The 16,330-nt window shown below is 57.6% G+C and carries 13 protein-coding genes and 2 tRNA genes; 1 reads left to right on the top strand and 14 read right to left on the bottom strand.

Annotated features, from left to right (window positions below; genetic code table 11):
* Positions 1 to 4: 4 nt before the first annotated feature.
* The 7 genes from KJS47_RS11875 to lonB form a co-directional block, all read right to left on the bottom strand.
* Positions 5 to 826, bottom strand: coding sequence for a cytochrome C assembly family protein (locus KJS47_RS11875; RefSeq protein ID WP_213525268.1), 822 nt, complete (start codon positions 824 to 826; stop codon positions 5 to 7).
* An 89-nt stretch (positions 827 to 915) separates the two neighbouring features.
* On the bottom strand, positions 916 to 2,307 hold the full coding sequence (hemA, locus tag KJS47_RS11870; protein WP_213525267.1) for a glutamyl-tRNA reductase: 1,392 nt from the start codon (positions 2,305 to 2,307) through the stop codon (positions 916 to 918).
* Between the two features lie 297 nt (positions 2,308 to 2,604).
* Positions 2,605 to 3,009 (bottom strand): adenosylmethionine decarboxylase, encoded by a 405-nt coding sequence (speD, locus tag KJS47_RS11865; RefSeq protein ID WP_213525266.1) that lies wholly within the window; start codon positions 3,007 to 3,009, stop codon positions 2,605 to 2,607.
* Between the two features lie 265 nt (positions 3,010 to 3,274).
* Positions 3,275 to 3,865: a non-ribosomal peptide synthetase module gene (locus KJS47_RS11860; protein ID WP_213525265.1), complete on the bottom strand. Its 591-nt coding sequence runs from the start codon at positions 3,863 to 3,865 to the stop codon at positions 3,275 to 3,277.
* Positions 3,866 to 4,272: 407 nt separating this feature from the next.
* A complete protein-coding gene (gene yihA / locus KJS47_RS11855; RefSeq protein ID WP_213525264.1) occupies positions 4,273 to 4,917 on the bottom strand; it encodes a ribosome biogenesis GTP-binding protein YihA/YsxC in 645 nt (214 codons plus the stop codon).
* Between the two features lie 6 nt (positions 4,918 to 4,923).
* On the bottom strand, positions 4,924 to 7,269 hold the full coding sequence (lon, locus tag KJS47_RS11850; protein ID WP_213525263.1) for an endopeptidase La: 2,346 nt from the start codon (positions 7,267 to 7,269) through the stop codon (positions 4,924 to 4,926).
* Positions 7,270 to 7,379: 110 nt separating this feature from the next.
* On the bottom strand, positions 7,380 to 9,083 hold the full coding sequence (lonB, locus tag KJS47_RS11845; RefSeq protein WP_213525262.1) for an ATP-dependent protease LonB: 1,704 nt from the start codon (positions 9,081 to 9,083) through the stop codon (positions 7,380 to 7,382).
* Between the two features lie 193 nt (positions 9,084 to 9,276).
* Between lonB and KJS47_RS11840 the strand changes: the two genes are divergently transcribed.
* A complete protein-coding gene (locus KJS47_RS11840; protein WP_213525261.1) occupies positions 9,277 to 10,104 on the top strand; it encodes an N-acetylmuramoyl-L-alanine amidase family protein in 828 nt (275 codons plus the stop codon).
* 83 nt (positions 10,105 to 10,187) lie between these two features.
* On the opposite strand, the gene ispG is transcribed toward KJS47_RS11840, so the two are convergent.
* From ispG to KJS47_RS11805, 7 genes are all read right to left on the bottom strand, one after another.
* Positions 10,188 to 11,303 (bottom strand): flavodoxin-dependent (E)-4-hydroxy-3-methylbut-2-enyl-diphosphate synthase, encoded by a 1,116-nt coding sequence (ispG, locus tag KJS47_RS11835; protein ID WP_213525260.1) that lies wholly within the window; start codon positions 11,301 to 11,303, stop codon positions 10,188 to 10,190.
* Between the two features lie 113 nt (positions 11,304 to 11,416).
* Positions 11,417 to 12,679 (bottom strand): ATP-dependent protease ATP-binding subunit ClpX, encoded by a 1,263-nt coding sequence (gene clpX / locus KJS47_RS11830; protein WP_213525259.1) that lies wholly within the window; start codon positions 12,677 to 12,679, stop codon positions 11,417 to 11,419.
* 6 nt (positions 12,680 to 12,685) lie between these two features.
* Entirely contained in the window at positions 12,686 to 13,285 is a 600-nt protein-coding gene (clpP, locus tag KJS47_RS11825; protein ID WP_213525258.1) for an ATP-dependent Clp endopeptidase proteolytic subunit ClpP, read from the bottom strand.
* A gap of 163 nt (positions 13,286 to 13,448) precedes the next feature.
* A complete protein-coding gene (gene tig, locus KJS47_RS11820; RefSeq protein ID WP_213525257.1) occupies positions 13,449 to 14,750 on the bottom strand; it encodes a trigger factor in 1,302 nt (433 codons plus the stop codon).
* 103 nt (positions 14,751 to 14,853) lie between these two features.
* Positions 14,854 to 15,852, bottom strand: coding sequence for a hypothetical protein (locus KJS47_RS11815; RefSeq protein ID WP_213525256.1), 999 nt, complete (start codon positions 15,850 to 15,852; stop codon positions 14,854 to 14,856).
* A 235-nt stretch (positions 15,853 to 16,087) separates the two neighbouring features.
* Positions 16,088 to 16,161 (bottom strand) — tRNA-Arg (locus KJS47_RS11810).
* A 20-nt stretch (positions 16,162 to 16,181) separates the two neighbouring features.
* Positions 16,182 to 16,252, bottom strand: a tRNA-Gly gene (locus tag KJS47_RS11805).
* Between the last annotated feature and the right edge of the window lie 78 nt (positions 16,253 to 16,330).

Genomic DNA, 16,330 nt, shown 5'->3' with positions numbered 1-16,330 from the left:
CGCGTCACATCCATATCCATTGATGAAAGCCGGATAGCCAATTGGACAGCAGGAAGTTGATCAGCACGAGCACGAACGCGGCCAGGATCCACTTGGCGAGCGTCTGCCGGGACGCCTGAAAGGCGCTCCGGCTGACGATGACCGCTGCGTACACGGCGAGCAGAACGAGCGAGCTCAGCACTTTGGGATCGAGCAGCAGATGGTCGCTTCCCTGCAGGACCAGCCAGGCGAGGCCCAGCGCAAGCGCAAGCATCAGCAGCGGAAAGCCGGTCAGCACCGTCGTCCACGCGTACTGGTCCATCGTTTCGAGACTCGGCAGCCGCTTCATGCGGCCTCCCCACTTCTTGTCCTTCAGTTTGCGGTGAAGAAACAGGTACATGCCCGAGAAGATAGCGGCCGCCAAGAACGCCGTGTAGCTCGCGATCGCCAGGCTGACGTGAATGAACAGCAGCTCATCCGTAATATGCCAGCCCTCCAGAGTCGGCACTGCCCCCGGTTTGCTGAAAAAGTTGAGCGCCAGGACGGCGAAGCCGACCAGATTGACGAAAAATACGAACAGCTCGATGCGGGCGAACCGGCTGACAAGCAGCGAGACGGTGACCAGCATCCAGGAATAAAAGAACAGCGTCTCGTATGCCGAAAACGACCTCAGGCTGCCGAGCTGCATCACGAAAAACGCCGTTTGGAGAATCCATACAAAAACAAGCAGCCCTGTACCTATCCGTTTGGCGCTCCGGTTCGCGGAGGCGAAGTCGGAGAAGTAAAACAGGAGGCTCAGGGCGTATATATACAGTATGGCATCATAGATCCAGGTTTGTGTCAGCATACAACCTCCTGCCCTCCCATAAGGCTAATCCAGCCTCGGAACGCGGCTTCGAGCGGAGGCCGGGAACATGATGCGAATTTAGAGAAGAATCAGGAGCCGGCCAACGCTTCCTTGAGCGTCAGACCGAATGCGGGACGCTTCGTCTCAGCTGCAGCAGCCGGCGTTCCGGCGCCCGCCGCTGGCTTGGCCGATTCGCCCGCCTCTTCTTCCTCGAGCAGCGCTTCGAGAGCGAACAGATCCGTAAACAAGGCGAGCGCCTCGTCTCCCTTGCGCTCGGCCGCCATCTCCTTGATCCGGAGAATCGGATCACGCATCATCTGGTTGACGATGCTCTTGGTCAGCTTGCGGATGACCTTGATCTCGCGCTCGTCGAGATCCGGCAGCTTCTTGAGCAGGCTGTCCATCGTCTCCTGGTGAATCTGGTTGCCCTTCTTCTGCAGAGCACTGATCACCGGGCTGACGCCGAGCGTACGATACCAGGTGTTGTAAGCATCTATTTCTTGTCCGATCATCGCATCGATCTTGACTGCCTCCCGCTTGCGTTCTTCCAGGTTGGTGGCCACAATCGACTGCAGGTCGTCGATATCGTAGAGGAACACATTGGACAGCTCGCTGATCGCCGGATCCAGATCGCGCGGCACGGCGATATCGATCATGAAGAGCGGACGGGACTTGCGTCCCTGCAGCACGCTCTCGACCTGCTCGCGCTTCAGCACGTACCCCGAGGCTCCGGTCGAGCTGATCACGATGTCGGCTTCTTTCAGGCCGTCCAGCAGGCAATCGAACGTCGTCGCCCGCCCCTGGAATTTCTCGGCCAGATCGGACGCCCGCCCATAGGACCGGTTCGCGACGATGACCTCTGCCGCACCGTTCGCATGAAGATGCTTCGCAGTCAGCTCGCTCATCTTGCCCGCGCCGATGATCAGAACCGTCTTGCCCGCGAACGAGCCGAAGATCCGCTTGCCCAGCTCAACGGCCGCGTAGCTCACCGATACCGGCGTCTCGCCGATCGTCGTCTCGGAATGGGCGCGCTTGGCGAAGGTGATCGCCTGCTTGAACAGCGTATTGAACAGGATGCCGGTCGCGCCGTTCTCCTGGGCGAGCAGGAACGCGTCGCGCACCTGTCCCAGAATTTGCGTCTCGCCAATAATCATCGAGTCCAGCCCGCCAGTCACGCGGAACAGATGACGGATCGCATCCTCGTCTTCCTTCACATACAAATGATGATTGAATTCCCGGCGGGACACGCCGAACCACTTCTCAATAAAATCACGGATGTAATGCCCGCATGGGTACATCCGGTCGACTACAGCATAAATCTCGGTCCGGTTACAGGTGCCCACAACCACGCATTCCAGTATGCTCTTGGTTTCCTTCAACTTGCGCAGGGCGTCCGGGAGCTCGTCCTTCGCGAAAGCGAATTTCTCGCGGATTTCGACCGGAGCCGTCCGATAGTTCAAGCCAACCGCTATGATATGCACGGGTACACCTGCCTTTCCTTGTAAGTCCGTTAACTCTGATTGCACAATGATTATTATACCACAACTGACCAACCCGAACGGGGGGCCCGCCCCCGAAGTTTTGAAAATATTATGAATGAAAAATAAGGGACTTCCAGCATTTCCACAGCTTCCCTTAGCTTACCCAGGGAACCCACTATCCATTCCCGTCCTGAACCGTCATCCATTCGCGAGAACAGCCGGCTGGGCATGGACCGGCGTCGGGACAAAAAGAAATGCCATGGATTGCTCCATGGCCAAGTGCTTGTATATCAATTCTTATTTGTTCACTAATTCGCCTAGCTGGATAGCTGGTGTTTCCACTTTCAATTCTCCAAGTCCGCGAACAAGTTTTTTGGCGTGAACCACATTCGGCTTAAGAACCGAAATCATATGGTCGATCGCCAGTTGAGGATCTACCGTTTCGCCGCAGGTGTAGCAATCGAGTGCGGCAAATCCCTTCTCAGGATACGTGTGGATGGAAAGATGACTTTCCGACAAGAGCACCAGAACGGTCGCACCTTGTGGTTCGAATTGCTTGGATTGCACTGACATGACCGTTGCGCCGCAAACTTCCGCTGCCTCAACCATCTGAGCTTGCAACCAATCCGCGTTGTTCAGGAGATCAAAATCGACTCCCCATGTATCAACGGCAACGTGTCTTCCGAAAGTAGAGTATTCCACCTTTCGGTTCCCCCTTCCTAGGAATAAAATTGTTTGATTTCATCCGCTAGGACCTACGTCATTCACTTCTCGAGGGAATAATCTCTCGCAACATACAATGTCCTGAGTGAATCCTGGTTCCTATAAAGTTTTCAACGAAGTTAAAAATACCATCTCCTGACCATAAATGCAACTGTTATTTTTCTGGTTCGGGCGAATCTCCCTCTAAAACAAGAAAAGCCCCGATGGGCTTTTCCGACAACGATATAAGAGCAGCGGTTTTGGCTTACGCCTCCAGCACAAACAGACGGTGAGATAAAGCTCGGAGTTTCGTGTCGATCTGCTCCCGAACGGCCGGCTCAGGCGATTCGTTGCGCAGGTCTAGCAGATGATTGACGTCCCGGTACAGGCCGGCAATTTCACGCTCCACTTCCTTCTTCTCAAAGAGACGTTCCAAGGTCCCGAGTGTATCTCTGTGCTCGTAAATGACCTTCTGATGGGTTCCTCTCCGCTCCACGATCTTGACGACAACGCCACGCTCGTAGTAATAAACCATGGTGTAACCGGAATAAACCCGGTTGACGACGGCATTCCCTTTAAATTTCGATACGGCTTTGCGCATCAGGTTGGCAAGATTCGGACTGCACAGCTTGCAGGAACCGATACAGGTGTACCCGTTCGGCTTCCGCTCGAACGTCAGAACGACTTCTTCGCCGGTGGCATCATCGAGGAGCACTACATTTTGGCTGCCGTTTTCCAAAACCATCACTTGCAGGGTCGCCTTGTGATCCCGGAACAGACGGATAAACTCGGACATTTCGGCTTCGGACAATTCTAGGCAGGTCTTGACGTATTCGGTCGCTAACCTTTGAGCCATAAAAATCCCTCGATTCTTTAATTTCACAGCATAAAACCTTATATAACTATAAGTATACTACATTCGGAACGAATATTCCTGCCGGCCGAGTCTCGGGATTCCGTCGTTTTTTTTGAAAATTCATGGAAATCCGGAAAGAATGCCAGCTAGCCCGCTTTACGGAAGCTTTATTTCAAGGATACCGCTTCTCCTTCCGGTTTTTCATTTCGGGTGCCAGAGTGCCCTGGGAGCCTCGGACTGCTCATCGCCGGGTACTGCCTAGGCGGCCGCCATCCCCTTTTGCCGTAACTTCGATCCCCTTCCCCTGTGCCGAGTAAAGTCAAAGAAGCGGGCTCGGCCAATGCCGCTCCCGCTTCAATGATCGCATGCTTGACATGCTTGAACGTGTCTCCGCTCTGACTTCCCCATTATCCCTCTGCTTGCGGCTTCCCATTCCCGGAAGCGGCTTCGATTTCTCCGGCGCCCGCAAGGCCGGCCTGCTCCTCGATGAATGCCCACAGCTCGTCCATGCCGAGTCCGAGCTCGGAGGAGAACATAATGAGCTTGTCCTCCTTGCGGAGCTCGAGCGTCTCCTTCACGATCTTGAGATGCTTCTGCCATTGGCCGCGGGACAGCTTGTCCGCCTTGGTCGCGACGACGCATAGCGGCATCCCGATGTGCTGCAGCCAATCGTACATCGCCTGGTCGTCCCGGGACGGCGGATGCCGCAGATCGACGATGAGCAGCACGAGCTTCAGCTCCTGCCGCTTGGTCAAATACTGCTCGATGAATTTGCCCCAGGTCGCCCGCTGCGTCTTGGAGACTTGGGCATAGCCGTAGCCCGGCAAATCGACGAAATATAAGTCCTGGTTAATCTTATAATAGTTGAGCGTCTGCGTCTTGCCCGGTTTGGAGCTGGTCCGCGCCAAGTTCTTGCGCCCGATCATCCGGTTGATGAGCGAGGACTTCCCCACATTGGAACGCCCTGCCAGAGCGATCTCCGGCAAGGCATCCTGGGGGTACTGGCCCGGTCCGACCGCGCTGATGACGAATTCAGCCTGGTTGACCTTCATGTTTCGTTACACCTGCTTCTGCACGAGCGCCGGCCGGATGAGGGCGTGCTCGAGTACTTGATCCATATGCGAGACCGGAATGAACGTCATCTCGCTTCTGACGCTATCCGGGATTTCCTGAATATCCTTTTCATTGTCCTTCGGAAGCAGGATCGTCTTGATGCCCGCCCGGTGGGCGGCCAGCGACTTCTCCTTGAGACCTCCGATCGGAAGCACCCGGCCTCTCAGCGTAATCTCGCCGGTCATGGCGACATGGCGGTTGACCGGAATGTTCGTCAGCGCCGAGATAAGAGCCGTAGCCATCGTAATGCCTGCCGACGGACCGTCCTTCGGAATGGCTCCCTCGGGAATATGGATATGAATGTCGTTCTTCTCATGAAAGTCCGGCGCAATATCGAGCTCCTTGACCCGCGAACGCGTGTAGCTGAACGCAGCCTGCGCCGATTCCTTCATGACGTCTCCCAGCTTGCCCGTGAGCGTCAGCTTGCCGCTGCCCGGCATGATGCTGACCTCGATGACGAGCGTGTCTCCGCCGACCTCCGTCCAGGCCAGCCCCGTGACGGCGCCGATCTGGTCAGCCTCTTCCGCCATGCCGTAACGGAACTTGGCCGGCCCAAGGAAATCCTTGACGTTGTCCGGCGTCACAACGACCCGTTCGTCGGTCTTGGAGACGATTCGCTTGGCGGATTTGCGGCAGAGGCTCGCCATCTGCTGCTCTAGATTCCGGACGCCCGACTCCCGCGTATATTCCCGGACAATCGTCATGAGCGCCGCGTCGTCCACGGCGAGCTGGTCCTCCTGCAGCCCGTGCTCCCGCTCCTGCTTGGGCAGTAGATAGTTCCGGGCGATCTGCAGCTTCTCGAGCTCGGTGTAGCCCGGAATGTACAGCATCTCCATCCGGTCCATCAGCGGACGCGGAATGTTCTGCGCGACGTTCGCCGTCGTAACGAACATGACGTTCGACAGATCGAACGGAATCTCGATGTAGTGGTCGCTGAACGTCTCGTTCTGCTCAGGATCCAGCACCTCGAGGAGGGCTGCGGACGGATCGCCGCGGAAGTCCATCGCCATCTTGTCGATCTCATCGAGCAGGAAGATCGGGTTAGCCGTCCCAGCCGATTTCATGCCCTGGATGATCCGGCCCGGCATAGCACCCACATAGGTACGGCGGTGCCCCCGAATCTCGGCTTCGTCCCGGACGCCCCCGAGGGAGACGCGAATGAACTCCCGGCCGAGCGAACGGGCGATAGAACGGGCGATCGACGTCTTGCCGACGCCGGGAGGCCCGACCAGGCACAGGATCGGCCCTTTCATCTTCTTGACCAAGTTCTGCACGGCCAGGTATTCCAGCACACGCTCCTTGGGCTTCTCGAGACCGTAATGGTCCTCGTTCAGGATCTCCTCCGCCCTAGCCAGATCGAGATCGTCCTCGGTCTTCTTGGACCATGGCAGCGCGAGCAGCCAGTCGATATACGTGCGGATAACGCCGCCTTCGGCGGAGGAGGCCGGCATCTTCTCCAGACGGTCGATCTCCTTCTCCACCTTCTCGCGCACCTTCTCGGGCAGCTCCGCCTCCTCCATCTGGGCGCGGAGCTCCTCGACCTCGCCGGCACGGCCTTCCTTGTCGCCAAGCTCCTTCTGGATAGCCTTCATCTGCTCGCGCAGGTAATATTCCTTCTGCGTCTTCTCCATCTGCTTCTTGACGCGCTGGCTAATCTTGCGCTCGAGCTCCAGCACCTCTCGCTCATTGTTGAGAATGTCCAGCAGCTTCTCAAGACGCGCACGCACGTTGATTGTCTCGAGAATCTCCTGTTTGTCCTTGATCTTGAGCGACAAGTGGCTGCAGATGACGTCGGCGAGCCGCCCCGGCTCTTCAATGTCCGACACCGCCGCCAGCGTCTCCGGCGTCACCTTTTTGGACAGGTTGATATAATGCTCGAACTGGTTCAGCACGGTCCGCATTAACGCATCTATCTCGGGATCGGGAATCATCTGCTCCGGCAGTTCCTTCAGCGTCACCTCAAAATAGTCTCCCGTAGAGACATATTCCTGGATCTCCGCCCGGACGACCCCCTCCACGAGGACGCGGATCGTGCCGTTCGGCAGCTTCAGCATCTGTCTAACCTTCGAAACCGTTCCGATCGTATAAATATCTTCCTTGGCCGGTTCCTCCAAATTCACTTCTGACTGCGAACAGAGGAGGATCAGGCTGTCATCCACCATGGCTTTCTCCAATGCTTTGACGGACTTCTCCCGCCCTACATCCAAATGGAGCACCATGCTGGGGTAAACCAACAGACCCCGCAACGGAAGCAAAGGCATTCTCCGTATCTTCGGTTTGTTAGGCCCCATTCTCCAGCACCTCCGATGTTCTCTCTAACTGTGACACTCATTTTATCAAATGTCGGTGCAAAACACCAATTCGTGCCAGCCCAGCGTATAGAGGACCCGGAAGGGGCCAGCTACTCGCCCTTCTCGGCCTGCAGGAACGGAGGCATGGGACCGGCGATCAGCACATCCGGCTGCGCCGGGGCACCGGCGGCTTCGGTCTCGGCTCCGATGCCGAGCGCGTTCTCCAGCACTTCCTCGATCGTGCCGACAGGGATGACCGACAGGCCGTTTAGGCCCGCGAATATCTCCTGCCAGTTGTCTGCCGGGATAAGTACCTTGTTCGCTCCCGCCTGGAAGGCCGCCTCGACCTTGGCGACGACGCCGCCGACCGGCTTAACGCTGCCGTGAATGCTCACTTCGCCCGTCATAGCGAGCTTGGGATCTACCGGCACTCCCTTGATGGCCGAGACGATCGCCGTCGCCATCGAGATGCCGGCCGACGGCCCGTCGATAGGCGTGCCGCCCGGGAAATTGATATGCAGATCAAAATCCTGGGGCCTCAGGCCAAGCCGCTTGAGCACCGTCAGCACATTCTCGACGGAGCCGCGCGCCATGCTCTTGCGGCGGAGCGTCTTGGCGCCGCCTCCCATCTCCTCTTCATCGACGACGCCCGTAATGTTGAACGTGCCGGTCCCTTGGGCGACCGGAATCGAGGAGACCTCGATCTCCAGCAGCGTACCGAGATTGGGGCCGTACACGGCCAGGCCGTTAACGAAGCCGACCCGCGCTTCCTTCGGCACCTTTTTGTCCGGGCGGGGCGGGATCTGGCTGCTGTTGACGACCCATTCCACGTCCTCGGCCGACAGCTCCTGCCGATCGTCTGTCAGCGCGAGACCGGCCGCAAGCTGAATGATGTTGACCGCTTCCCGGCCGTTCGTCGCATACCGTTTCACGACTTCTACAGCTCCCTTGCACTCCGGCATGCCGATCTTGCGGATCGCATTGGTCGCGATCGCCTGAATCTCGTCAGGCAGCAAAGGACGGAAGAAAATCTCCATGCACCGGGAACGGATGGCCGGCGGAATCTCCTGCGGCGTCCGGGTCGTCGCTCCCACCAGACGAAAATCGGCGGGAAGTCCGTTCTGGAAGATATCGTGGATATAATTCGGAATGTTCATGTCCTCCGAATTGTAATACGCGCTCTCAAGGAAAACCTTGCGGTCCTCGAGCACCTTGAGCAGCTTGTTCATCTGGATCGGGTGCAGCTCGCCGATCTCGTCGATGAACAGAATGCCCCCGTGGGCTTTGGTCACCGCGCCCGGCTTGGGCTGCGGAATCCCGGCCACGCCCATTGCCCCGGCTCCTTGATAGATCGGGTCGTGAACCGAGCCGATCAGCGGATCGGCGATCCCCCGCTCGTCGAAGCGGGCGGTCGTCGCGTCGATTTCGGTGAATTTGGCGTCGCTCCGGAACGGTGACGCCGCGTTCTTTTTCGCCTCCTCGAGAATGACGCGGGCCGCCGCCGTCTTCCCGACCCCAGGCGGTCCGTAGATCAGCACGTGCTGCGGATTGGGGCCGCACAGCGCGGCCTTCAGCGCCTTGAGCCCTTCCTTCTGGCCGACGATATCGCTGACCGAGGACGGACGGGTTTTCTCCGCGAGCGGCTTAGAAAGGGAGATCGTTCTCATTTTGCGAAGCTTCTCGACTTCCTTGCGGGATTCGCGGTCGACAGCGGTCCGGTTGGTTTGTTGGCTGCGCAGCAAATTCCAGAAGTACAATCCGATAATGACCGCAAAGAACAGCTGAATAATCATCAAAATTACACTAAGGCTCATCGTACACTTACCTCCGTTCGGGATTCCTCTGGGTTTTTTTCCTGATTCCTAGTATTGCCCCCTCGGAAGCCCGGTAGTCCCCGGCAGGCAAAAAGAGTGCCGAAATTCCAGACGGTCCGGGAATGGAATCGGTCCAATTGCCTACACTACAAGGAAACGAACGTAGACGCTGGCAGGAAAGGACGTATCCGCTATGCTAACAGGACTCACTCGCTTCGGGAAGCGGCCGGCTTCCCGGTCGGCGCTTGTGTTTGGCCTCAGCGCTGTTCTTCTGCTCACGATTTTGCCGGGATCCTCTCCGGCCTCCGCTGCGGGAACCAGTGCGAATGCGCCGCGAACCGAAACAGGAACGCCCGCACCAGCAAAGCCGGAAGCCGGCCCTTCCGCTCCCCTATATCCGGAACGGCCGCACTGGATTCCGCAGATGGATGTGCTGATCGATGTCGGCCACGGAGGCATCGACGGAGGAGCGACGCACGGAGACATTCTGGAGAAGGATATCAATCTGGCGATGGCCAAGCAGCTGTATGCCGTGCTCCAGGAGCGCGATCTACTCGTCTCCATCAACCGGATCGGCGATTACGCGCTGAGCGACGACAATCTATTCCACAAATTCCGGTCCCGGCACAAGCGCGATCTGGCCCAGCGAAGCGGGATTGCGAACCGGCTGCAGCCGAAGTTGATGGTCAGTCTCCATGTCAACTCGGTGCGCAGCTCGTCAGCGTCGGGACCGCTCGTCCTGCATCAGAAGAGCGACGAGAGCAAACGGCTCGCCGGACTGATTCAGCAGCAGATGAACCGGTACTACGGAACCGAGGAGACGCCCGAATTCGGCAGGAAGTATTACATCTTGAACCAGTCCAAATGCCCGACGGTCATCGTGGAAATGGGCTACCTGTCCAACGCGGGAGACCGGCAGCGGCTGCTTGCTCCTGCGGAGCAGCGCAAGCTTGCCGAATCCATCGCGGACGGCATCCAGCTCTTTCTCCGCGAAGCCTATTCGGACGATCAGGCTGGCTAGTGGTTAAGTTCAGGCAATAGCCAAAAAAAAGAACCCTTCCGGCGATCAAACGCTGGAAGGGTTCTGTCAAAGCATCGCCCCGATTAAAGGGCGGCGGGGCTGTGTTCCTTGCGGCCGGGAATTTTCCCGGTTCGTTCGTATTCGGCCACAATGTGGTCGATTTCTTTCTTCAGCTCGCTGAGCAGCTCGGCCTCCGGCACCTTGCGGACCATCTCGCCATAGCGGAACAGCATGCCTTCTCCGCGGGCGCCGGCGATGCCGATATCGGCCTCGCGCGCTTCGCCGGGACCGTTGACTGCACAGCCGAGGACCGACACCTTGATCGGCACCTTAATGTTGGAGATATACGCCTCCACCTCGTTGGCAATCGAGAACAAGTCGATGTCCAGCCGGCCGCAGGTCGGGCAGGAAACGAGCGTTGCCGCGTTCGAGATCAGGCCGAACGTTTTCAGCAGCTCGCGGGCGACCTTGATTTCCTCGACCGGATCCGCGCTGAGCGAGATGCGCACCGTCGAGCCGATGCCCATCGACAGCAGGGCGCCGATGCCGGCCGAGCTCTTGATCGTTCCGGAATACAGCGTACCGGACTCCGTAATGCCGAGGTGCAGCGGATAGCGGAAGCTCTCCGAGGCCTTGCGGTACGCTTCGATCGCCATCGGCACATCGGACGCTTTGAGCGACACGATGATGTCGTGGAAGTCGAGCTCCTCGAGAATGCCGATATGGTACAGCGCGCTCTCCACCATCGCATCGGCGGTCGGATAACCGTACTTATCCAGCAGATGCTTCTCGAGCGAACCAGCGTTGACGCCGATCCGGATCGGAATGCCCCGCTCCTTGCACGCCTTGACGACCGCCTCCACCTTCTCCCGGCGGCCGATGTTGCCCGGGTTGATCCGGACTTTGTCGATCCCGTTCTCGATCGCTTTGAGAGCGAGCCGGTAATCGAAGTGAATGTCCGCGACGAGCGGAATGTGAATTTGACGCTTGATTTCCTTGATCGCGTCGGCCGCCTCCTGGTTGTTGACGGTGACGCGGACGATTTGGCAGCCGGCTTCCTCCAGACGGTGAATCTCGGCGACGGTCGCTTGGACATCGGCCGTTTTGGTCGTACACATGCTTTGGATGATAACGTCATTATTGCCGCCGATGGTCAAATCGCCTACGCGGACAGGAACTGTTTCCGTACGATGGTACATCTTGGTCCTCACTCCCATTACGCCAAACATCCCCCGCTCCGGCCACCCTTATGGACGGCCGGATTGGAGGAAGAATCTGGGTTATCTGCTGCGCGTTTCCCGAATTAAATCGGTTACGCGCTCTCTTCTTTTTTATTCGATGAGCCGTCATCTTTGGGGGAGAGCATTGGCATGATCTTCTCCTGGACGACTTCCTTGGTGACGAGGCAGCTGCTGACGTCGGTGCGCGATGGCACGTCGTACATGACGTCCAGCATGATGCGCTCAAGGATGGCACGCAGACCGCGTGCTCCCGTATTGCGCTTGATTGCTTCCTTGGCGATCGCGTCGAGCGCTTCCGCCTCGAACTCGAGCTTCACGTTGTCCATCTCCAGCAGCTTCTGGTACTGCTTGACAAGCGCGTTCTTCGGTTCAGACAGAATCCGGACGAGTGCGCCCTCGTCGAGCGGCTCGAGCGTGGAGATGTTCGGCAGACGCCCGATGAACTCCGGAATAAGCCCGAATTTGAGCAGGTCTTCCGGAAGCACCATGGACAAGTATTCGCCCGCCTTCAGATCGGCCTTGAAGCCGTCTGTGCCGAAGCCGATCACCTTTTTGCCGATCCGGCGCTTGATAATGGACTCCAGTCCGTCGAATGCGCCGCCGCAAATGAACAGGATGTTCGTCGTATCGATCTGGATGAACTCCTGATGCGGATGCTTGCGTCCTCCTTGCGGAGGGACGGAGGCGACGGTGCCCTCGAGAATCTTGAGGAGCGCCTGCTGGACGCCCTCGCCCGATACATCGCGCGTAATGGACGGATTCTCGGATTTGCGTGCAACCTTGTCAATCTCGTCGATGTAAATGATGCCGCGCTCGGCCTTCTCCACATCGTAATCGGCAGCCTGGATGAGCTTGAGCAGAATGTTCTCGACATCCTCTCCGACATAGCCGGCTTCCGTCAGAGACGTAGCGTCGGCAATGGCGAACGGCACGTTAAGAATCTTCGCCAGCGTCTGGGCGAGCAGCGTCTTCCCGCTGCCGGTCGGACCGATCAGCATGATGTTGCTCTTCTGAAGCTCCACATCCTCAATCTTGCTCTGCGAGTTGATGCGCTTGTAGTGGTTGTAAACCGCTACGGACAGCGATTTTTTGGCCTGCTCCTGGCCGATGACATATTGATCGAGGATCGTCCGGATTTCCTTCGGCTTCGGAACGTCCTTCAGGTCAAGCTCTTCCTCATGCCCGAGCTCTTCTTCCACGATTTCCGTGCAGAGCTCAATGCATTCGTCACAAATATAGACACCGGGACCGGCCACAAGCTTGCGGACCTGGTCCTGGGATTTGCCACAGAACGAGCATTTCAGCTGGCCTTTCTCTTCATTAAACTTGAACAAATCGGATCACCCCTGTTCGGTTAAATCTTTTCGAGTGATGACCTCGTCGATGAGCCCGTAAGCCTTCGCCTCTTCTGCACTCATAAAGAAGTCGCGGTCGGTATCGCGCTCGATCACTTCCAGCGGCTGTCCGGTCCGTTCGACATAGATCTGATTCATCTTCTCCCGTGTCCGGATGATCCATTCGGCATGTATCTTGATATCGGACGCTTGCCCGCGAACGCCGCCAAGAGGCTGATGGATCATGACTTCGCTGTTCGGAAGGGCAAACCGTTTGCCCGGCGCACCAGCAGTAAGGAGAAGCGAGCCCATGCTCGCCGCCATCCCGACGCAGATGGTCGATACATCCGGCTTGATGAACTGCATCGTATCGTATATCCCCATGCCTGCGGTAATGGACCCGCCCGGCGAGTTGATGTACAGACTAATGTCCTTCTCGGAATCTTGAGCAGCCAGGAACAACAGCTGGGCGATCACTAGATTGGCGACGTCGTCATCGACTGCGCTGCCAAGGAAAATAATCCGGTCCTTTAGAAGTCGGGAATAGATGTCATAGGACCTCTCTCCGCGGCTTTCCTGCTCAACGACCATTGGTATTAACGCCATCCGGTTATCCCTCCTACTCAATCAACGCGAACGCGAATTGGAACAATCTGAATCATGTTTCATTCTACCATGTTTGGGCGGCAAAGTCATATCGGGGCAAGCAAAAAAGGAGCTCTGGTTAAAAGAAAGGCACGTTCTCACGTGCCCTTCTGTTCTCGCTATGTTATTCTGCGTTGGCAACGGCTTTGCTGTTCTCGATCAAGAGATCGATCGCTTTTCTGACGCCCAGGTCTTTCTTCATGTTGTCGAGGTTGCCGTTCTCTTCGAGAATGGACTTAAGCTCATCTGCTTCGCGCTGATACAGCTTCGCCATCTTCTCGATCTCGGCATCGACATCTTCGTCGCTCGCCGACAGGTTCTCGGCGCTTGCGATCGCTTCGAGCACCAGGTTGTTGCGAACGCGCTTCTCAGCGTCGCCGCGCATCTGCTCCTTCAGAGCAGCCTCGTCCTGGCCGGAGAACTGGAAGTACATATCGATCGTCAGCCCTTGCATGCGGAGACGGTTCTCGAAGTCCTTCATCATCGTCGAGATCTCGTTCTCGACGAGTACGTCCGGAACCTCTACCGTCGCATTAGCAGCTGCCTTGTCGACCAGCTCGTTCTCAAGCTCGACGCGGTTGTTCTGCTCCTTGCGCTCCTGCAGGTTCTTCTTCAGGTCTTCCTTGTACTCGTCCAGCGTCTCGAACTCGCTGACGTCCTTCGCGAACTCGTCGTCCAGCTCAGGCAGGTTCTTGCGCTTGATCTCGTGTACTTTAACCTTGAAGACCACTTGCTTGCCCTTCAGCTCTTCGGAGTGGTAGTCCTCCGGGAAGGTAATGTCGAGGTCTTTCTCCTCGTCCTTCTTCATGCCGACCACTTGGCTCTCGAAGCCCGGAATGAAGCTGTTCGAGCCGAGCTCGAGGGAGTAGTTCTCGGCTTTGCCGCCTTCGAACGCTTCGCCATCGAGGAATCCTTCGAAGTCGATGACCGTGATGTCGCCCTCTTCGGCTGCGCCGTCTTCGACAACGGTCAGCTCGGCGTGGCGCTTGCGCAGCTGCTCGAGCTCATTGTTGATTTCTTCCTCGGATACTTCCGAGCTGCGCTCGGTTACTTCGAGGCCCTTGTACTCGCCCAGTTCGACTTCCGGCTTCACGTCCACCTTGGCGGTGAACTTAAGAGCCTGTCCCTTGGCGAGCTGCTGCACGTCCACTTCCGGACGGTCGATCGGTTCGATGCCGGCTTCGTCCACAGCCTCTATGTAGGCTTCGGGAAGAAGAATGTCCAGCGCGTCTTGATACAGGCTCTCCACGCCGAAACGGGATTCAAAAATCTGCCGCGGCACTTTGCCTTTGCGGAAGCCCGGTACGTTCACGCGGGATGCAACCTTCTTGAATGCTTTATCCAGTGCGGCGTTGACACGCTCCGCTTCCACTTCCACGGTCAGGACGCCTTGGTTCTTCTCTATTTTTTCCCAGCTTGCTTTCATTTTATGCTTTCCCCTCCAAAAATGTACCTACATTTTCACGTTTCGGTTAATAACCATTCCATTATAATCATAATACTTGTTTATTTCAAGGCAAGCCTATGCGTTAACGGCCGGGAAATTCTTTCTTCATAAATTCCTCCAGCCGCTCGGACGCGCGCTGCCAGACAAACCGGAGCTCCTCGGTGATGCCGTATTGCTCGAGCGCCTCGTCCTCGCTCGCCGTACCGAAGGTCGCGCGCTCGAGGAAAAGCTGGAAAGCAGCAGCCCAGGCGTCCACATGCTCCGGCTCCATCGCGGCCAGCTGCCGGTAAAACGAGGTGCCGTACACCGCCGCCAAAAATTCGTGCCACGTCTGCCGGGCGAAATAGGCAAGCGTGGGCTGCTTGATCTCGCTTGCCCGGACGATGCGGTCCAGCACTTCGCCCAGCACGTCCGGAAACTCGTCGAAGCTTGCGGGCGTGTCTTGAATGTCGACGGTTACCTCTTCGCCCATGCGAGGAAAGGAGACGCTCCCCTCCTCGCCCCGCTGCTTCAGGATCTGCAGCACCTTGAACTGGATCATCGACGGCAGCGGCGTCTTGGCGAGCCAGGCTCGCAGGGCGCGGGCCACGCCTTCGTCCTCCAGCATGCTGAGCTGCTCGAGAGCGAGCGCCTGCTTGGCGAGCGACGGCTCCCGGTCGAGCATATCGAGGAGCTTGCCGGCATACTCGGCGTCCGTCCGGGAGCGCTCGGCAAAGTGTCGCTTGCGCAGCACGTCTTCGGAGATGTCCTCCTCTTCTTCCTCCGCTATAGAGGCAGCGCGCCCCGCTTCTCCCGTCTCGGCCGGCTCGAGCGTCTGGAGCCATTCGAGTAGCGCCCGCCACTCCTCGTTCGTCCGCTCGTCGCCGCTGTCAACGCTGGAGAGGAAGCGGAGGAGGCCGATCGCCTCTCCGTACCGCTCAGTCTCAAGCAGCCGCGTCAGTTCGATCTGGTAGTAATCTATCGTCTTGGGGAATAGGATGACATTCTCCCTGTTCTGTTCGGAAATAGAGATTCCCTCCCTTCGTGCCGGGAACCCGGCTGTATGGGATCGTATTCTGAATGGTATCGTTTTCCCGGACAAAATGCAAAATTCCGCCGCCGGGAACCTTCTCAAGCGGGAAGCCCCGCCCCTCTATCCTTGCGCAGCAGACGCTCCGCCAAGCCGCGCTACCTTATCGGCGGCCCCGAGGAACGGCGCGCGCCCGCAGGTCCTTCGCAGCACTCTTCGAGGAGAGACAAAAGGAGGCACAAAAAAAGCGCCGTACTCCGGAAGCTTCCGAAGGAGCGGCGCTGTCGTCAGCTAGAATAGGAAAAAGCGTCCCAGGAGGGATTCGAACCCCCGACAACTCGCTTAGAAGGCGAGTGCTCTATCCAACTGAGCTACTGGGACAAGAAACAGAAAATCTGAAAAGCGGGTGAAGGGAATCGAACCCTCGCCTCAAGCTTGGGAAGCTGGCGTTCTACCATTGAACTACACCCGCGCCTTGGCCGGTATGACCGGCGAAACATCAGTTATCTTATCACGGCTGCAGAAGAAAAGCAACCACCAATCCTCCCCA

Origin of the sequence: Paenibacillus sp. J31TS4 (assembly GCF_018403265.1) — a bacterium.
Classification (GTDB): Bacteria; Bacillota; Bacilli; order Paenibacillales; family NBRC-103111; genus J31TS4.
This window is presented reverse-complemented; position numbering and strand designations above follow the sequence as displayed.